Genomic DNA, 19410 nt, shown 5'->3' on the forward strand with positions numbered 1-19410 from the left:
TGCGAGGCAATGGATAGGTGGACTAACAGCATGATGCATTTTATTGATAGGCGACTAAATCCAAAGGGCAAGAGTTTACCCAATCGGCAGAGGTTTATTCGTCGTGCTCAAAGTCAGATACGCAAAGCCGTAAAAGAGGCTGTTAATGGCGGGAAAGTGACCGATATAGGTCATAATGGCCGGATAACCATTCCCTCTAAGGGGTTAAACGAACCGCGTTTCAAGTATGACTATTCTAAAGGCAAGCATGATCGTGTTTTGCCGGGCAATAAAGAGTTCTCTACCGGGGATCAGATAAAGCGTCCGCCAAAAGGTGGTGAGGGACAGGGCGGTAAAAAAGCCAGTGAGGATGGAGAGGGAGAAGATAGCTTTCAGTTCTCTTTGTCCAGAGAGGAGTTTCTGGATGTTTTCTTTGAAGATCTGGAGCTACCAGATCTGGTGAAAACGTCACTGAAAGAAGAAGTTGAGTTTGAGAAGCAGCGAGTTGGATATGTACGCGTCGGATCACCTAGTAATCTTGATTTGAAGCGAACGATGCGGCATAGCCTTGCCCGTCGAATTTCGATGAAACGGCCAGGAAGTGAGGAACTTAACTCACTTCGTGAAGAGATACTGGACCTTGAGGCGAGGGGGCGGAAAACCAAAAGACTAAAAGAGCTCCACGAGCAACTTGAATTGCTAGAGCATCGTCGTCGATTTGTTCCCTACATTGACCCCTTGGACGTTCGCTACAAATCGTTCACAAAAATTCCAAAACCGAATACACGCGCTGTGATGTTTTGCTTGATGGATGTTTCCGGGTCAATGAGTGAAAGCATGAAAGATCTGGCAAAAAGGTTCTTTATGCTTTTGCATCTGTTTCTTTCGACCCAATACGAACGGGTTGAGCTGGTTTTTATTCGCCATACACACATGGCAAAAGAGGTTGATGAAGAGACTTTTTTTTATTCCAGAGAGACAGGGGGAACCATTGTTTCTTCTGCACTGGAAGAAATGCAGAAAGTTCTAAAAGATCGCTATCCCCTTGGCGACTGGAATGTCTATGCGGCCCAAGCGTCTGATGGCGACAACTTTGCAAGTGATCGGGAAAAATGCCTCGCCATAATGGGCGATGTGATCCTGCCGGCCTGTCAGTACTTTGCTTATATTGAGGTTATGGATGAGCAAGAGCTTGAGATCTTCAAAGACGAACAAAACATGACCGATCTTTGGCGGATTTATGCTCAACTAACCGGGGGTTTTGAACAATTTGCCATGCGAAGAGTTGTCAAACCGAATGATATTTTTCCTGTTTTTAGGGATTTATTTTCAAAAGAGGATGCCGGGGAAAATTAATACGAAAGAAAGCTGAATATCTCGTGAAACAAAAAGCCCGATGAGTTGGTATTTTTGTGCGGTTGATGGTCAGGACAGTATTAGAAAGGAGTTCTTATGGCAAAGGCACAAGAGGTACAGAAGCCGCTGTATGAAGGTGGGGAATGGAGCTTTGAGAAGCTCGATTGTGTCTATGATGCCATAGAAGAAATCGCAAATACTGAGTTGGGGTTGAATGTTTATCCGAATCAAATAGAGGTTATTACCTCTGAACAAATGTTGGATGCCTATTCAGGTATTGGTATGCCATTAATGTACAATCATTGGTCATTTGGTAAAAGCTTTGTTCAGGACGAATTTTACTACCGCAAAGGTATGCGGGGCCTTGCCTATGAGATTGTTATAAATTCTAGCCCTTGTATCAGCTACGTCATGGAAGAAAACACCATGACGATGCAGGCACTGGTCGTCGCCCACGCTGCGTTTGGGCATAATCATTTCTTCAAAAATAACCATCTATTCAAACAATGGACAGATGCAGAAGCTATTCTGGACTATATGCATTTTGCCCGTGAATACATCAATAAGTGTGAAGAGCGACATGGTGTCGAAGCCGTGGAAGAATTGTTGGATGCGGCACATGCTCTTCGCGAGAACGCGGTTGATCACTATTCAAGGCCTGTTCCTATGTCTCGTGAGATGGCGAAACAGCGCATAGACGATCGTGAAGAGCATAAACGCGGTGATTATAGAGATATCTGGCGTACATTGCCGCATAATGAAGCGGACGTTGAGGATGGTGAAGTGAAAAGCCAACGTCAGGAAGCCAACATGGCTAAATTTGGGTTGCCTGAAGCCAACCTTCTTTATTTTTTTGAAAAACATAGCCCCGTACTGGAAGATTGGCAGCGAGAAATATTGCGTATTGTTCGAAATATCGCCCAGTATTTTTACCCGCAAAGGCAAACCAAAGTTATGAACGAGGGCTGTGCCTGTTTTTGTCATTACTACATTATGAACAGACTATTTGATAAAGGCCTAATCACCGAAGGCGCAATGCTGGAATTCATTGATTATCATACTAGGGTCGTGGCCCAGCCAGATTTTGATGATCAGAGATGGAGCGGGATAAACCCATATGCTTTGGGTTTTGCGATGATGCAGGATATTTACCGCATATGTCATGAACCAACAGATGAAGATAAACAATGGTTCCCCGACATAGCAGGATCCAACAATGGTATTGAAGTTCTTAAAGATGCCTGGGCAAACTATCGGGATGAGAGTTTTATCTTGCAGTTTTTAAGCCCGAAGCTGATCCGGGATTTTAGATTGTTCCAGATACACGACAATTCGTCCCTTCCACACTTAAAAGTCGAAGCCATTCATGATAGCCGTGGATACAAAAAAGTTCGGAGTGCTTTGGCTAAATCCCATACTGTTTCAGCGATGACATTGGATATACAGGTTGCTGATGTTGAATTTGAGGGAGATCGTGCGATTACCTTACGCCACATGGTGCACGACGATGTACCAATTGATGGCAAAGAAGCTGAACAGGTGATGCGTAGAATAGCGCAATTGTGGGGCTATGATGTTAGTCTTTATTGCGAGGATGCCCTTACAGGAAAAATTCTCGCGACTTATGATGTTACCGCTTGTTGAAACTTGGTTTTCCAAGGGGCGTCAGGGGCGCGCAGAGGATATGTATAAAGCCCAACTTTTATACTGTTTAATTATTTGCTAGCTGTTATTCTTGATGAGTCGTTGAAGACGCTTGTTTTTGTTGCCTATATTTGGAAACAAGTTTCATTAGCAACACGTGTTCAAAACTTAACTGTCAGGATTAATCATCTTGAAATATCGGTGTTTGCCACACCGATTTCAGAGGGGAGCACAGGACAATTAGCTCGATTAATGAAATAGATACGCAAGAATTGGATAAAACTTATCCTATACGTGATGAGGTGGTTATTCAGTCCTTGTCAAATGAAGTTGGGGAAGAAACGATTCCCTTTCTTATCGAACAGTTTCTTGCCGATTTAAGGACGCATCTCGCAGGTGTTCTTAATGCAGCACGAGTACATGATAGCACAGAGTTAGAAAGGGAAAGTCATACTTTAAAAAGTGTCAGTGGAACTTTTGGGGCTCTTCGGCTACAGGAACGTATGCGGCTTATTAATGAATCTTGTCGACGTGGGAATCATGAGCACGCGATTGAGCTTGTTATAGGTGTTGATGCCATCGGGGCCTTAACAATGGAAGCCTATAAGGATAAATAGAAGAATGTGCGCCTTGTCTTGTACTGCTTGGGCCTCTTGTAAGCTTGGCAAGGCGTATGTTCCCTCGTATCATCAATGTTTTCTTGTTTAGCTGAATAATCATCCGATTGGTACGATATTTGATGACAGACACACCCTCTATTTTGCTTGTAGAAGATACGGCATCGCTTGTTGCTGTTTATACAAGTTATTTAAAGCGTTCTGGCTATGAATCTACTCAGGTGATGTCTGGTAAAGAAGCTCTTCATGAGCTGGAGGGCGGCGGATACAGAGTTATTCTGCTAGACCTGCAATTGCCTGACATGGATGGTATTGAAATCTTGCGTATGGTGCAGGAGCGAAAATTACCGATCGCTGTGGTTATTATCACATCAAATGCATCTGTGAACATCGCCGTCGAATCAATGCGTTTGGGGGCTTATGATTTCCTTGAGAAACCGTTTTCTGCCGATCGACTAATCGTCACGGTGCGAAATGCCTTGAAGCATATGCAGCTATCCGAGATGGTTGAAGCCATTAAAGAGCGAACGCATTTTTATGGGTTTATTGGCTCTTCCTTTGCGATGCAGTCCATTTATCGTACAATTGATTCTGCGGCGGCTTCCAAGGCAACGGTCTTCATCACAGGGGAAAGCGGTACAGGAAAAGAAGTTTGTGCAGAAGCAATTCATAAGTGTAGCCCCCGTGCAGAAAAGCCATTTATCCCCCTTAATTGCGGGGCAATACCAAAGGACTTAATGGAATCAGAGATCTTTGGTCATGTGAAGGGGGCCTTTACGGGGGCAATCGGGAACAGGGACGGTGCTGCGACACAGGCGGATGGCGGGACTTTGTTTCTGGACGAAATCTGCGAAATGGATCTTGATCTGCAGACAAAGCTCTTACGCTTTATCCAAAGTGGCACTTTTCACAAAGTCGGTAGTACTCGATTGGAGAAAGTAAATATTCGAATTGTTTGTGCGACCAACCGTAGTCCTTTGCAAGAAGTCCAAGCGGGACGGTTTCGTGAAGATTTATACTATCGCCTTCATGTTATTCCTATTCATCTTCCGCCGTTAAGAGATCGTGACGAGGATATTCTGGAAATTGCCAAGTCTTTTTTAGTTGAGTATGCAAAAGAAGAAGGCAAAGAGTTTTCCATCTTCTCTTCTGAAGCAGCGGAAGTGATTAATAATTACAATTGGCCTGGGAATATTCGCCAACTGCAGAATGTCATAAGAAACTCAATTGTCTTGAACGAAGGCAAGGTTTTAACCGCTGATATGCTGCCGTCGTTAAGTAGTCAAAATTCGAGTGTTGTGCAATATAAGGAAAGTGTTACCGCAAGTGATGATGGAAATCTTGGAAGCTCAATCCCTGACGCCACCGATTTTTTCGTAACCGATCAGGCGACACCAGCGACAGATTTAGCAGAAGTTTTACCGCTTTGGATGATTGAAAAAGACGCAATCGAAGGTGCCATAGAAAAGTGTGATGGTAATATCGTAAAAGCAGCAAGTTTGCTGGATATCAATCCTTCGACAATCTATCGTAAGAAGGCCCAGTGGAAAGAATTGGCGAAGAAAACACCCTAGTTATAGTTTTTCTTCTTTGCTTTCGGGTTTATCAACGTACCAACCATCAAAATGATAAAGAGCATCGTTAGTGCCAGTGAAACGTATATCAAAGCTTCTCCTTGATAGGCTTGTGTTGCTTGCCCGCCAACAAGAGGCATTAATCCGCCTATCCCCCATAGAAATCCGAATGATGCATTTGCCGCAATCAAATCAGCTCCCTTATATTCGTGCCCAACAGCCGTAAGAACCGTGTTGTAGATAGATGTTAAAATTCCCCCCCAACAAAATAGAAGGAATTTAAACACGAAAATCATATGGGAAAATTGGAATGTCAGGATGATGCATAACATGCAAATCATTCCTAGAATAAGCAGTAGGCGCGGAATGTTTATGTGATCGGCAAGCCAGCCGATTGGGTATTGGAAGACAAGGCCACCAAGAAAAAACAAGGTTAGCATGACATGCATATCAGGCTGTGCATATCCTACTCTGGAACCGTAGTAATGAAAAAAAGTTCCCATTAGGGTTTCTGTTCCCGAAGCAAGAACAACCGCAGCACAATATGCAGGGGCGATCAATATAAATGAAAATTGATTAAAGCTGCTCGGGGTTTTCAAATCCATCTCTGGATCTTGTGCCAGCAGTAAAGGAATTGTTGCGAGGAAACAAATACAGGCACCACTTATAAAGGGAAGCCAGCTATCAGTTCCCGTGATAACGAGAAGTAAAGGGCCGGAAGCAAAGCCCAGGCCTAAGGAAATATTGAAAAGGGCGAGTATGCGTCCACGGTGAGATGAGATGGCCAGGTGATTAATCCAGCTTTCACTGCCAATGAAAATCCCGGCAACAGCCATGCCCATAACAAAGCGGATGAGAACCCAGGAAACTGGTGTTGGAAAGAGAAGCAGGCAAACAAACATGAGTGTTTCGCCAAGCATACAAATGATGACAAATTTTCTCATGCCGAGATAGGAAATACAGGTAGGGACAAAAGGGGAAAAAAGTACAATAGCGATTCCAAGCATGGAACCGATAAGACCAATAAATGATCCGCTACTCCCATCGCGATCAAGTAAAATCGTCATCAAAGGAAGCGTAAACCCCATACTAATTCCAGCAATAGATACGCAGGAAATAACTGCGATCAAATCTTTGAAGTTGCGGGGGCGTTTAGAAGTTAGTTCTTGTTCCTTTGTGGCTTTATTCACACGGATATTTTTCCCTTAATGTTAATACGATGCTTTCAAATGCTGGCTGGGTATCGATTTTTTTTGTAAGAGACAGCCTAATGACGTCAATGAATTGACCGCGTTGTGTGTTCGCTGGAAAACAAAATGCCTCTGCAATCAGTCCTTGTTCTCTCATTTCCAACAGGCTCTCAACCGTACCTGTAATATATCCGTTACACAGACCGCCAAACCATCGGTCTTCGGAATTACATAGCTGGGCAAGCTCTTTATTCGTAAGTTGTTGGGTTGCAAAAGCATTGGTGGAAACGAGGGTAAAAAAACTAATAATGAATGTTCTAAGCAAAATGTCGTACCTGGTTATAAAAGTGTTGAAAGCCGAGTTTATCACGGAATTGCACGCGATGGTTTATTTTTGCGGGGAATGTGCAGATTTATCTGAAATAACGCAATTTAAATAAAGGTCTCTCTTGCAAACGATTGATTAAACAGAAGCTTATGAGTAGTTTAGATCTTAACAATTATAGAGTGTGATTTTTTACACAAAACCATAAACATAAAACATCATAAAAGGTTGGATCGTGCGCAAATTTACGATTTCAATATCCATAATATTACTTCTCGTCATTGGTGGCGTGCTATTTGGGCCAGGTTTTATTAACTGGAACCAGTATAAAGGCGACATAACAGAGCAAGTTTATGCTCATACGGGACGAACTTTGGATATTGAGGGGGATCTTCACCTTAGAATACTCCCTGTGCCAAGTTTTTCTGCGGCGAATGTCCGATTGGAAAACGACCCAAGATCCAACGAAAACACAATGATTTCCCTTGATGAATTGGGGGTGAAAATTGCTGTTTTCCCATTGTTGAGTGGTCGACTTCGGGTTGATGAGGTTATTTTAAGAAAACCTATCATACATGTTGAGAAGTTTGCAGATGGTTCGGGAAACTGGGTTTTCTCGCCTGTGGATATTACTCAAGAGAAAGCAGATGGCGGGCTTGCACTAAACCCAAATAACGCTTTAGATAGTGATGAAGACGAAGCTGATAGCACCTTCTTTTCCGGTGTTGTGCTTGATCATTTTCGAATTATTGACGGTACCGTCCATTATAGAGATGGCAATGTTCAGGAGACTTTTGAAGGGATTAATGTTGAGGTAGCTGCAAAAAGTCTCACAGGTCCTTTTACTCTGGGTGGTGATTTGTTGTTGAGAGGGCAGCGTACAGAGATTGAATTGGATTTGGGCCAGTTTGCCGACGAAGGAGCAACCGCAATTAATGCAGGTATCCGCCTACCTGATTCCGAAGCAAAGCTAAAGTTTAATGGCCTGGTTTCTCGTCATGTCAACAGTACTTCCTATCGCGGAAAATTTGACGGGGATGGAAGTGATCTGGGGTCGTTGATTTCAGAGTTGTTTAAGGTTGATGTCAAAACAAGTGCGGACAGTCATTTTGAAATATCTGCTGAGCTGGAGGGTGACCTTAACAAGCTTTCTGTGAATGATCTTACCTTTCGGGTTGGGGCGCAAAAAGTGACTGGCACGGTTAGTGCTGGTCTGAAAGGCGGTTTCGATATCTCGATGAATCTGGCAAGCCCAAGAGTGAACCTGGATGATATTCTCACTGTTCAAGATGCGATCCAAAAGAACAAGATCTCGGCCACAAAAAGTACTTCCGATGAGAACAATGCGGTAACAGGACATTCAACGTCAGAAGTTGACCAAGGTACGAAACAGCTTTCTAAATCTTCGTGGCCAACGTTTTCCCCTGAAATTTCTCTTCAGGCGCAAATCAGTATTGATGATATTATTTACAATCAAAGAATTGTGCGTGGTTTGGTTTTGCAGTCCAGCCTCGGGAATGGTGTGTTCGAGATTCAGAATTTAAGCGCTCAACTTCCAAGTGGAAGCCAAATAGCTCTTGCTGCCAATTATCAAAATCAAACAGTTAATGGGCAATTGAACGCGCGGACAGAGGATCTGCGTGGACTTTTGACATGGCTTGAATTAGATGTTCCTGATGTCCCCAATGACAGGTTGCGACGGTTGGATGGTAAGCTGCGCTTTAGCTTGAGGCCCGAACAGATCGTTCTAAATCCGGTCTCCATTACGTTAGATGTTACTCATCTGGATGGGGCGGCTACAATTGCGCTTCGTGATCGTTTAGGCATTGGGGCACGTGTTGTTATTGATCGAATAGATCTGGATGCCTACAAGATAGGTGAAACAAAGGCATCATCCGATAAAACAAACGAGAATGCTGAGTTGTCTAACGATTCTTCTTTGGCTGATAATAGCAATTCATCAACTCAGAAAGCATCAGCTAACGGAAATAAATCGGAATCGTTGTTAGGGCGGTTGGATGCTAACCTGGATATTACTCTGGGGGAAGCCGTGTACCAAGGTATTCCGCTTCGCGGGGTGAAGCTGGATGCCACTTTGCAACAAGGTAATCTTCAAATAAGAAATGCGTCTTTGGATGATATTGAGGGGTCATCTCTCGCTTTATCAGGTGCGATCAAACAGATTGAGACGGAAACGCCTTCTTTCGATACGACAATAATCGCCAAGGTTGCTGACCTTCCAAAGCTTTTGACGCTTGCCGGGCAAGATAAAATTAAGGGAATGCCCCAGCTGGGCTCTTTAGAGATTAGTGGTAATGTTCAAGGGACTAAAGACAATCTAGCGCTTGACCTGCTTGGGGCAGCAATAGGTGGGTCCTATCAGGCTAAAGGTGTGATTCAGCCAGGGACCAACTCGTTGTATCAAGGTTTGGTGGTTATTGATCACCCTGATGCTGCACAGCTTGTGAAAAGACTTAATCCTGAAGCTTCGGCAAATCCACAATGGGGGCGGGTTTCTGTTAAATCTGTCGTCAAGGCGGGACCGGGGGAAGTCGAACTGTCAGAACTTGATGGAACCATTGCCAATACTCGTATTCAAGGGAGTGTCGTCGCAAACTTAAAAGGTGCGAAACCGAAGGTGACAGCTAACCTGATGACAGGTCAACTGAATCTGAATAGCCTTTGGCCTCAACCAGGGCAGGGCGGAGCATCAGGTGGCGCAAGCGGTGGTGGTAGCTCGGTTTCTGCTGGATTGAACCGGCGCTGGTCACAGGAAAGAATGGATCTGTCCGGATTGTCTTCTTTGGATGCCGAGATCTCGCTTATATCTGATACCGTTCAGAAGGATGCTTTAAGTATCTCAGATGTGCAGGCAAAAGCGACGTTGCTGGATGGTGTTTTGACACTTTCCCAGTTTTCAGGCGTTGCCTATGGTGGTGGAATTACAGCAACAGGCACTGTTGATGGCCGGGATCAGATTCTTGTGGATATGGATATCAAGGGTGACAATATTGATAGTGGTTCGTTGCTTCGGGATATGGCTGATTTCAAAAGAGTATCAGGCCCTGTTTCCGTTGAAGGTAAGATTACGACAAAAGGCAGGTCCGAAGCTGATCTTGTTCAGGCATTGAATGGTAACGGTCAGATTAATGGTGTTTTAACCGCAAAAGTTAAAACCAAAGAAGTTGTTGGCGGAGCGCTGCTTGGCGTCCTTGGTTCGAAGCTAAAGGGAATTCAAGGCGTTGGAGATGCAACGACAACATTGTTGCAATCGTTCGCAGGACATCCCGCTCAGTTGAAGGGGACGTATACGATTCATAATGGTGTTCTTGTTACCAAAGACCTTCGAGTTGATGGCAATCGAACATCGGTTTTTACGGCAGCCACAGTGGATTTACCAGCATGGTTGATTGAAAGTCAAAGTGACCTGTTTCGTGAAGGTGAAGACCCGACTAAACCTTATTTAACCGTTCATCTGAAGGGGGATTTAGATAAGCCGAACCCAAGGGTCAAAGGTCAGTTCCTGCAATCAAACAAGTCTAATACAATCAATCAGCTCTTGGGTGGCGAAGTTCCAAGTGAAGACGTTTCCGAACCGCAACCAGAAGTAACGGGGGAACCTGTTGAGCAAAAGAATGAGCCAGTTGTTGAGGACAAGAAGTCCAAGAAAAAGAAAGCCAAAGAACTTCTGAAGGGACTTTTTAAGGAACTTGGTGGCTAAGCCTTAGCCTTTTCGTTTGAAGTGATTACTGGGTAAGGTAATCGAACATAAAAAAATAGAGTGTTTTTCCGTTGGAAAGGCGCTCTATTTTTCTGAGATAGGTTCAGACGCAGTATCTTTATTACTGTCTTCAAGCCGTTTTTTGAGGTGATTGAGAACAAGAATTCGAAGCGCGCTTGAAAGGTTACTTGTTCTGGCTTCGTCGACTTTTTCAACAAACTGGTTGAGCGATAAGCCTTCGCGCTTTGCGAGCAGCTTTATTTCCTGCCAAAAGCCTTCTTCCAGACTAAAGCTGGTTCGGTGCCCGGATATAGTTACGGAACGTTTTTTGATTTCTTCTGATTTGAAGTCCAGAACCATGTCGTTCTCTTAATGCAACAAAAGAAAAATAAGGCGGGCAGATATGGATCTACTACCCGCCTTAAATCTACTTATGCTTTACGGGGACCGACCATGTTTTCAGGGCGGACCTTTTCATCAAACTCTTCTGCTGTCAAAAGGCCGAGTGCTACAGCTGCTTCTTTAAGTGTGCTGTTTTCGACGTAGGCCTTCTTTGCAACCTTTGCTGCGTTGTCATAGCCGATATGCGGGTTTAGGGCCGTCACCAGCATGAGGGATTGTTGCATCAGGGTTGTGATGCGCTCTTCGTTTGCTTCGATACCATCAACACAATTTTCTCGGAATGAGTCACAGGCATCCCCAATCAGCTTGGCAGATTGCAGCAAGTTGTAAATCATCACGGGTTTGAAAACGTTGAGTTCAAAGTGTCCGTTTGATCCGGCTACAGTAATTGTTGTGTGGTTCCCCATAACCTGTGCACAAACCATTGTCATCGCTTCGGCCTGGGTTGGATTTACCTTACCGGGCATAATGGATGAACCCGGCTCGTTTGCAGGCAATAGTAGCTCGCCTAGGCCACAACGTGGACCAGAACCAAGCATGCGGATGTCATTGGCAATCTTCATCAGGGAAGCTGAAAGAACGTTTAACGCACCTGATGCCTCAATAATGGCGTCATGTGCTGCAAGTGCTTCAAACTTATTTGGTGCTGTTGTGAATGGTAGCTTTGTAATGTCTGAAACCTGAGCCGCGAACTTTTCAGCAAAACCTTCGACAGAGTTCAAACCGGTACCAACAGCGGTGCCACCCTGCGCAAGTTCAGCAAGGCGTGGAAGTGTATTTTTGATCCGGGCAATGCCATATTCGATCTGCTTGGCGTAGCCGGAAAATTCCTGCCCCAGGGTCAGGGGCGTTGCATCCATTAGGTGTGTGCGGCCGATTTTGATGATTTTTTCATAAGCTTTGGCTTTGGCATCAAGAGAAGCGTGCAGCCGTTCCAGTGCAGGGATAGTTTCCTCACTTAACTGTCTTACACCCGCGATGGACATTGCCGATGGGAAAGTATCATTTGATGACTGCCCCATGTTGCAGTGATCGTTTGGATGCACAGGGGATTTTCCACCACGCTCACCAGTCAGGATTTCATTTGCGCGACCAGCAATGACTTCATTAGTATTCATGTTGCTCTGCGTACCAGAGCCTGTTTGCCAGACAACCAGCGGGAAGTGATCCGTCAGCTTTCCGTCGATAACTTCTTGTGCGGCTTGGCAGATCGTCTCGCCGAGCTTTTTATCCAACACACCTAGTTCAATGTTCGTGCGTGCAGCAGCAAGTTTTTGTGTACCAAGTGCCTTAATCAGTGCAGGTGGCATTTTTTCGCCACCGATCTTGAAGTTCTGAAGCGAGCGTTGAGTCTGAGCACCCCAATAACGGTCTGCTGCGACGTCTATTTCGCCCATGGAATCTGTTTCAATACGAATGTTGCCTTGATCGGACATGCTGGTGGCTCCCTAACTTTCTCTGGCAGCTGATTTGATAATTGAGCAGTAGCAGGTTTGTCTGTTATCTGTTCAGTTGTAATGTTGCGCCGCAGTATACACAGATTGCGTCACGGAAAAACAGGCTAACTGAACTAATTATTTTCGATGACGGTTATTCCTTTATTTCTGTTTATTTTTGTTATCCCGAGTTGCTTCTATTTTTCCAAGGTTACTTGATTGTTTATAGAACAGAGTCGTAGCAGACAGAGTTTATCGTTTTATCGTTTTATCTTTTTAGGTTTCTTTTTCGTATGAGCGCGTTTTGATGCGGCAATAGCCAGTTCGGCCCAATGAATGAATTCTTCTGGATCTTCTTGTACTGTTTCCGGGACAAGCCAGTATGACATTTTTATTGGTTTGTTTTTGCCTCCATACGTGAAAGGTTCACTCCCAGCTTCAATAAAAAGGACTTCGCTTTTTTTATCCGCTTTCAAATAGATGCTGCCAAAGGCCTCTAGAGCAAACATGATGTCTTCAAAATAAAGACCATGTCCGCCAAACATTGATTTAACTCTGATTTCACCCAGTGGAAGGCAGAGATTTATTGTTTCTTCGACACAGCTAGGTAAAGTCTTACTCATGAATTTGTCTCGTTGATAAATGCGTTTATAACGGCAAGAGCCTCTGACCAGTTTTGCTCATCTGTTCGACCTGATTTTTTCCGCGGACTTAAGTTATGATTCCCGTTTTCTGACCAGTAGACTCTTATTTTATCTGATAAACTATAATGCTCAACCTCGTCTGGTCTTCCAAACGGATCACGTGTGCCCTGTATGATTAGACAGGGTGTTTTGGCATTTTCAAGATGTGCGGTTCTGGTGTTTTCTGGTTTGTTAGGGGGGTGAAAGGGATAGCCGAGACAGATAGTACCAGTAACATTCATTTCATCCGCAATCATACTGGCCATGCGCCCGCCAAGGGATTTCCCCATTATATAAAGAGGGCGCTGAGGGTGTTGATCTATTACCTGTTGCCAGAATTCTAATAATTTAGGGGCTCGATCCGGTGGGCGCTTCTTCCCGGTTGTTCGACGCTCTGCCATAAAGGGAAATTCAAACCGGATAATATTGTGGCCTTGATTCCCTAACTTTTCAGCGAAGTAATTCATAAAATCGGTATCCATAGGGGCGCCCGATCCGTGGGTAAAAAGGATAGTTACCTTATTCGTATTGAGAGTTGCTTCTGGGCCGTTCTGTAAAAAATGGATGCTTGTCATGATGCTTTCATGTATATTTAGAACAGGTTATGACTTTTGATGCACAGATCTACGGTATAGAGCATGAGTGATATTCGCCAGAAAGATTTATCTGACAAGTCTGTTCAGGACATGAATTCTGAAGAGAAGAAAGAAATGCGTCGGCGTTTTGAAGAATTTGCCAGCCAGGTCGGTCAGAATAATGACTCTATTCTCGCCACACCCGAGAAACCCAAAAAAGTTGTTAAGTGGGACCCCAAAACGATGGGCCGCGCTGAGAAGAAGTAGAACGCGAAAGGCACTGTATTAGTGGGGGAAAGGCCAAGACAAGCTTGTGCCCATACCGCAGAATATATTGCAACGCGGCATCAATTTGCTATACCACGACATACAAAGAGTATTTCGGGTTCTACATAGTCCCTTACAAAAATCCGATGCTCAATAAATGTATCTAACGTCAGACGTCGGGATAACCATGAGCCTGTATACAGATTATCTAAAAGAAATTGAAACGCGCAAAAAACAGGGATTAAACCCTAAGCCTATAGAAGATGATGCGCTTACAAGAGAAGTTATTTCTCAAATCAAAGATCCGAATAATGAACACAGAGAAGATTCTCTAAAGTATTTCATCTATAACACCTTGCCTGGTACGACCAGCGCGGCAGGGGAAAAGGCGAAATTCCTGAAAGATATTATTCTTGGTGAAGCGAGCGTTGAAGAGATTACGCCCTCCTTTGCCTTTGAGCTACTTTCGCATATGAAGGGCGGGCCTTCGATTGAGGTTCTTCTTGATCTCGCCCTTGGTGATGATCAATCGATTGCGAAACAAGCCGCGGATGTACTGAAAACTCAATTTTTCCTTTATGATGCAGATATGGCGCGTTTGAAGGCAGCATTTGATGCCGGAAACATCGTGGCTCGTGATGTCCTCGAAAGCTATGCCAAGGCAGAGTTTTTTACTAAACTCCCCGATGTAGACGAAGAGATTAAAGTTGTTACCTACATTGCTGCCGAAGGTGATATTTCCACCGATCTATTGTCACCGGGTAATCAGGCGCATTCTCGTTCAGATCGTGAACTACACGGTAAGTGTTTTATTTCTGAAGAAGCGCAAGCAGAAATTCAGGAATTGCAGAGGCAGCACCCTGATAAGCGGGTCATGCTGATTGCTGAAAAAGGCACCATGGGAGTTGGGTCTTCCCGTATGTCCGGAGTGAACAATGTCGCTTTGTGGACAGGTAAACAAGCTAGTCCCTACGTTCCCTTTGTTAATTTTGCACCGATTGTTGCAGGTACAAACGGTATTTCTCCGATCTTCCTGACAACTGTTGGGGTAACTGGTGGTATTGGTATTGATCTGAAAAATTGGGTCAAAAAGCTGGATTCCGAAGGCAAGCCAATTCTGAACAATGACGGTAATCCGATCCTTGAACAAAAATATTCTGTAGAAACAGGTACCGTTCTCACTATCAACACAAAAGACAAAAAGCTTCTCAATGAGGCTGGTGATGAAAATCTTGCTGATGTGGCGTCTTCTTTTAGCCCACAGAAAGTTGAGTTTATGAAGGCGGGTGGTTCTTATGCTATCGTCTTCGGTAAAAAGCTCCAGACTTTTGCTTGTGAAACACTGGGCGTTGAACTGAAGTCTGCTTTTGCACAATCAAAAGAAATTCACCATGAAGGTCAGGGCCTGACTGCTGTTGAAAAAATCTTCAATGCAAATGCTGTTGGTGTTCGTCCCGGTGTTGTTCTGCATGCCGGATCCGATGTGCGTGTGAAGGTTAATATTGTCGGTTCTCAAGACACGACTGGCCTAATGACCTCGCAAGAGCTCGAAGCTATGGCTGCAACAGTTCTGTCCCCAACGATCGATGGAGCTTATCAGTCAGGTTGTCATACTGCGTCGGTCTGGGATTTTAAGGCGCAGGAAAACACGCCCAAGCTGATGGCCTTTATGCACAAGTTTGGTCTGATAACTGCGCGTGATCCAAAAGATGTTTATCATTCTATGACCGACGTGATTCATAAAGTCCTGAATGATATTACGGTTGATGACTGGGCTATTATTATTGGTGGGGATTCCCACACGCGTATGTCAAAGGGTGTCGCTTTTGGTGCCGATTCAGGTACTGTTGCCTTGGCTTTGGCCACAGGTGAAGCGACCATGCCGATCCCAGAGTCTGTAAAGGTAACCTTCAAAGGTACCATGGCTGATCACATGGACTTCCGCGATGTGGTCCATGCGACACAGGCACAGATGCTCAAGCAATTTGGCGATAACGTCTTCCAAGGACGCATTATTGAGGTGCATATCGGTACCTTGCTGGCAGATCAGGCATTCACCTTCACAGACTGGACGGCTGAGATGAAAGCCAAAGCGTCAATCTGTGTATCTGAAGATGAAACCTTGATCGAATCTCTGGAGATTGCAAAATCACGTATTCAGATAATGATCGACAAGGGCATGGAGAACGATAACAAAATGCTCCATGGTCTGATCGCGATTGCTGAAAAGCGTATTGCCGAGATTAAATCAGGCGAGAAACCCGCTTTGACACCTGACGCCAACGCGAAATATTTTGCTGAAGTCGTTGTTGATCTGGATGAAATTGACGAGCCGATGATCGCCGATCCTGATGTAAACAATGCTGATGTTTCCAAACGGTACACTCACGATACGATCAGACCAATTTCTTACTATCAGGCAGAGAAAAAAGTAGATCTTGGCTTTGTGGGTTCCTGTATGGTTCACAAAGGCGATGTGAAAATCGTAGCTCAGATGCTCCGTAATCTTGAAAAAGTAAACGGTAGTGTTGAATTCAAGGCGCCTCTGGTTGTTGCAGCCCCGACCTACAACATCATTGATGAGTTGAAGGAAGAAGGCGACTGGACTGTTCTGCAGAAGTACTCTGGGTTTGAATTTGACGATGCAGCCCCGAAAGTTGAGGCCCGTACAGAATACGAAAATATTCTCTATCTTGAGAGACCTGGCTGTAGTCTTTGTATGGGGAACCAGGAAAAGGCTGCCAAGGGTGATACGGTTCTTGCCACTTCTACACGTCTTTTCGAAGGGCGGGTTGTCGAGGATTCCAAAGATAAAAAGGGCGAATCTCTATTGGCTTCAACACCAGTTGTGGTTCTTTCCGCAATCTTGGGGCGAACACCGACAATGGAAGAATATAAAGCCTCTGTCGAAGGTATCGATTTGACAAAATTTGCCCCGCCACTAACAAAGCCGGGAAATACAAAGTCAGCCCATTTCTAAATGCCTAAAGCGGTTTTTAGCTTATTTATGCAGGGGTGGTCATTTTGGCCGCCCCTGTTGTTCGTTTGGTCCCCCCTTGGGTATTTAATTAAAGGGGACAGATGTGTGTGATGAATTTTTTAGTTTAATGCCACTCGCATCAGCCTCTGATCATTTATCCAAAGTGTTATGCTGCGACGGATTGGCTTAGGGAACCTAAAGGCTATAGGGTTCAGTTAGAAAATAGGAGCACAAGAGTTGTTACTGGGGCAGAAATTTGATGCCCCAGCCATTATTGTACGACTTTAATCTGGTGGTTAAGTATTGGAAATACCGTGCGTGGTTAGGTTTAACTACCCGAGATTACTTCTTTCTGAAGGTATCTAGTGTGACAATGTTATCACCAGATTCACTCTGCTTTTCTTTGATCTTCTGCTCTTCCGGGCTTGCATCTGCATTGGCAGCAGTATCACTGTTTTCAAAGCCGTCTTCTTCAAAGTCTTCCAGAAGATCTTCGAGCTCTTCTTCCAGATCTTCGTTGTCGCCATTTGTGATATCGAACTGCAGACCAAACCGTACAGATGGGTCTGCGAAGGCAACAATAGCCGAATAGGGAATACTCATACGTTCTGGAACATCCGAGAAACTGAGCGTTACACTGAAACCATCTTTGCCAACTTCAAGATCCCAGAATTGGTATTGAAGGATGATGGTCATTTCGCCGGGGTAACGTGCTTTCAGATGATCAGGGATACTGACATCTTCCTGAGCCGTTTTAAAGGTGATGTAAAAATGATGGTCGCCGGGCAGACCGTGTTCTGCAGCATATTCGAGAGATTCTCGAACCACGTTCAAGAGAGCTTTTTCGACCATATGGTCGTAGCGAAGTTCGCTTTCTGAAATCTCGTTGTTTCCCGACATACTTCTATATTACCCGGCCGCTGCTTATCTGAACGTTTTATCGCTCTGATTAATTCTATACCTCTACCTGCTACTCTAACACAAAGCCAGAGTCCAGAAATGAAAAGTGGGAGCTTCTGTTGCCAGGTGCCCCCGAACCCCGCCTAAGCTTGTGAAAGCCTAGGACTTAAAAGCGGTTGCTCAGACTGCAATTAAGCAGCGAGAGCTACCCCACGAGAATTGTCATTTGCAATTACTCAAAACGGCCCGATAACGGCGGAACCATGCCGGGCACCGAACAAATCTTTACCACGCGTGTCGATCCTATTTCGCCCCCATAATTCACATTCATAAGAATGTAAGGAATGGTGGAGGCGCCGGGTACCGCCCCCGGGTCCACAACGCTTATTCCATAAGCCCGTTTAGCACCATAGACGGCCGAAGCCGACCCCTTGAATATAATGACTATGTGTAGGACTTCACAAGGGTATATGTCCAAAAAGGGTATTTTTCTTATCTACAAAGGGCTGATTTATTAGATCTCGGTGCTTTTGGGGGAGGAAAATCACCGTTGGTGATGTTGATTATTGGTAAAGAATATTGCTCAACAAGGTGTTTCGTTCTGATCTCGCTGCTCTGTGTTTTGGAAAAGAGTGAAGATACGCGTGTTATTTATCAAATTGCCATCATGTTCTAATCTGGAGAGAGAAGCTTACTGTTTATGCGTGCATTTATGTTTGGTGGGAACGGAATAACTTTAGGTGCAACTGTGCAGAATTTAGGGCGTGATAAGCTATCACATGAGGGAAGCACTGAGTGGTTAATCTTTTTGTAAAGGGATATCTTCACAGGTGATGACTAAATTCGGACACGTGATATGATCCCTCATTCAGATTTTCGGATTCTTCCCATCCTAACTTTTTGCCTACTTTAGCTTTTGAAGGAAAATTAATGCGTCAGTATCTCGATCTCATGAAAGATGTCCTAGAGAACGGAACGGATAAAGGAGATCGGACAGGTACAGGAACAAGGAGCGTTTTTGGACGTCAGATCCGGTTTGATCTTTCTCAGGGGTTCCCCTTGATGACGACAAAGAAGCTTCACCTTAAATCTGTCGTTCACGAACTGCTTTGGTTCTTATCCGGGGATACGAATATTAAATACCTTAAGGAAAATGGGGTTCGGATCTGGGATGAATGGGCTGATGAAAATGGTGACCTTGGTCCCGTCTATGGGCATCAATGGCGTTCATGGCCAACGCCTGATGGCACAACTGTGGATCAGATCACCAACTTGATGGCGCAAATCAAGAATAATCCTGATTCCCGGCGGCATATTGTTTCTGCCTGGAATGTGGCGGAAGTGGATAATATGGCCTTACCACCGTGCCATAGTCTGTTTCAGTTCTATGTTGCCGACGGTCGTCTTTCTTGTCAGCTTTATCAACGATCCGCGGATATCTTCCTTGGTGTTCCCTTTAATATCGCGTCCTATGCGCTTCTGACTTATATGATCGCGCAGCAAGCAGATTTGGAGCCGGGTGACTTTGTCCATACCTTTGGTGATGCCCATATCTATTCCAATCACTTTGAGCAGGTGAAAACCCAATTACAACGTGAACCACTCAAATTACCAAGCCTGCGGATCAACAAAAAGCCCGACAGTATCTTTGATTATACGTTTGATGACTTTGATATCTTGGACTACGAAGCGCACCCGCATATCGCTGGTAAAGTATCTGTTTGATTCTAAAACAGCGTTCTAATCGGTTCGAGTATATTT

General features: G+C 44.6%; 15 protein-coding genes and 1 other RNA gene. 8 read left to right on the forward strand and 8 right to left on the reverse strand.

The window, feature by feature from the left end; all coding sequences use genetic code 11:
• Positions 1-30: 30 nt before the first annotated feature.
• From ACN0QW_RS02605 to ACN0QW_RS02620, 4 genes are all read left to right on the forward strand, one after another.
• The gene (locus ACN0QW_RS02605; protein ID WP_417428512.1) at positions 31-1335 is read left to right on the forward strand and encodes a YeaH/YhbH family protein; all 1305 of its coding nucleotides are present in this window, start codon (positions 31-33) and stop codon (positions 1333-1335) included.
• Between the two features lie 96 nt (positions 1336-1431).
• Entirely contained in the window at positions 1432-2979 is a 1548-nt protein-coding gene (locus ACN0QW_RS02610; RefSeq protein WP_417428514.1) for a SpoVR family protein, read from the forward strand.
• 272 nt (positions 2980-3251) lie between these two features.
• Positions 3252-3596, forward strand: a complete 345-nt coding sequence (locus ACN0QW_RS02615; protein ID WP_417428516.1) for an Hpt domain-containing protein — start codon at positions 3252-3254, stop codon at positions 3594-3596.
• Positions 3597-3718: 122 nt separating this feature from the next.
• A complete protein-coding gene (locus tag ACN0QW_RS02620) occupies positions 3719-5170 on the forward strand; it encodes a sigma-54-dependent transcriptional regulator (RefSeq protein ID WP_417428518.1) in 1452 nt (483 codons plus the stop codon).
• On the opposite strand, the gene ACN0QW_RS02625 is transcribed toward ACN0QW_RS02620, so the two are convergent.
• A complete protein-coding gene (locus ACN0QW_RS02625) occupies positions 5167-6360 on the reverse strand; it encodes an MFS transporter (RefSeq protein ID WP_417428520.1) in 1194 nt (397 codons plus the stop codon). The two genes, ACN0QW_RS02620 and ACN0QW_RS02625, sit on opposite strands and share 4 nt — an antisense overlap.
• Positions 6353-6685, reverse strand: coding sequence for a Rap1a/Tai family immunity protein (locus tag ACN0QW_RS02630; protein ID WP_417428522.1), 333 nt, complete (start codon positions 6683-6685; stop codon positions 6353-6355). The genes ACN0QW_RS02625 and ACN0QW_RS02630 overlap by 8 nt, the downstream gene beginning before the upstream one ends.
• Positions 6686-6920: 235 nt before the next feature.
• Here ACN0QW_RS02630 and ACN0QW_RS02635 point away from each other — a divergent pair, with 235 nt between their 5' ends.
• Entirely contained in the window at positions 6921-10406 is a 3486-nt protein-coding gene (locus tag ACN0QW_RS02635) for an AsmA family protein (RefSeq protein ID WP_417428524.1), read from the forward strand.
• An 84-nt stretch (positions 10407-10490) separates the two neighbouring features.
• Here the strand turns inward: ACN0QW_RS02635 and ACN0QW_RS02640 are convergent, their stop codons facing one another.
• From ACN0QW_RS02640 to ACN0QW_RS02655, 4 genes are all read right to left on the reverse strand, one after another.
• A complete protein-coding gene (locus ACN0QW_RS02640) occupies positions 10491-10766 on the reverse strand; it encodes a ribbon-helix-helix domain-containing protein (protein ID WP_417428526.1) in 276 nt (91 codons plus the stop codon).
• Positions 10767-10837: 71 nt separating this feature from the next.
• On the reverse strand, positions 10838-12244 hold the full coding sequence (fumC, locus tag ACN0QW_RS02645) for a class II fumarate hydratase (protein WP_299378986.1): 1407 nt from the start codon (positions 12242-12244) through the stop codon (positions 10838-10840).
• 260 nt (positions 12245-12504) lie between these two features.
• A complete protein-coding gene (locus tag ACN0QW_RS02650; RefSeq protein WP_417428529.1) occupies positions 12505-12867 on the reverse strand; it encodes a TfoX/Sxy family protein in 363 nt (120 codons plus the stop codon).
• Positions 12864-13502, reverse strand: a complete 639-nt coding sequence (locus ACN0QW_RS02655; protein ID WP_417428531.1) for an alpha/beta family hydrolase — start codon at positions 13500-13502, stop codon at positions 12864-12866. The genes ACN0QW_RS02650 and ACN0QW_RS02655 overlap by 4 nt, the downstream gene beginning before the upstream one ends.
• 63 nt (positions 13503-13565) lie before the next feature.
• Between ACN0QW_RS02655 and ACN0QW_RS02660 the strand changes: the two genes are divergently transcribed.
• Positions 13566-13769, forward strand: coding sequence for a hypothetical protein (locus ACN0QW_RS02660; RefSeq protein WP_085901272.1), 204 nt, complete (start codon positions 13566-13568; stop codon positions 13767-13769).
• Positions 13770-13956: 187 nt separating this feature from the next.
• The gene (locus ACN0QW_RS02665; protein ID WP_417428533.1) at positions 13957-16749 is read left to right on the forward strand and encodes a bifunctional aconitate hydratase 2/2-methylisocitrate dehydratase; all 2793 of its coding nucleotides are present in this window, start codon (positions 13957-13959) and stop codon (positions 16747-16749) included.
• Positions 16750-17091: 342 nt separating this feature from the next.
• On the opposite strand, the gene ACN0QW_RS02670 is transcribed toward ACN0QW_RS02665, so the two are convergent.
• Both ACN0QW_RS02670 and ssrA read right to left on the reverse strand, forming a co-directional pair.
• Positions 17092-17649, reverse strand: a complete 558-nt coding sequence (locus tag ACN0QW_RS02670) for an SspB family protein (RefSeq protein ID WP_417428535.1) — start codon at positions 17647-17649, stop codon at positions 17092-17094.
• A 105-nt stretch (positions 17650-17754) separates the two neighbouring features.
• Positions 17755-18117: a transfer-messenger RNA gene (ssrA, locus tag ACN0QW_RS02675) on the reverse strand.
• A gap of 462 nt (positions 18118-18579) precedes the next feature.
• Here ssrA and ACN0QW_RS02680 point away from each other — a divergent pair.
• On the forward strand, positions 18580-19374 hold the full coding sequence (locus ACN0QW_RS02680) for a thymidylate synthase (RefSeq protein WP_417428537.1): 795 nt from the start codon (positions 18580-18582) through the stop codon (positions 19372-19374).
• Positions 19375-19410: the final 36 nt, after the last annotated feature.

Origin of the sequence: Kiloniella sp., assembly GCF_048259265.1 — a bacterium.
Classification (GTDB): domain Bacteria; phylum Pseudomonadota; class Alphaproteobacteria; order Kiloniellales; family Kiloniellaceae; genus Kiloniella.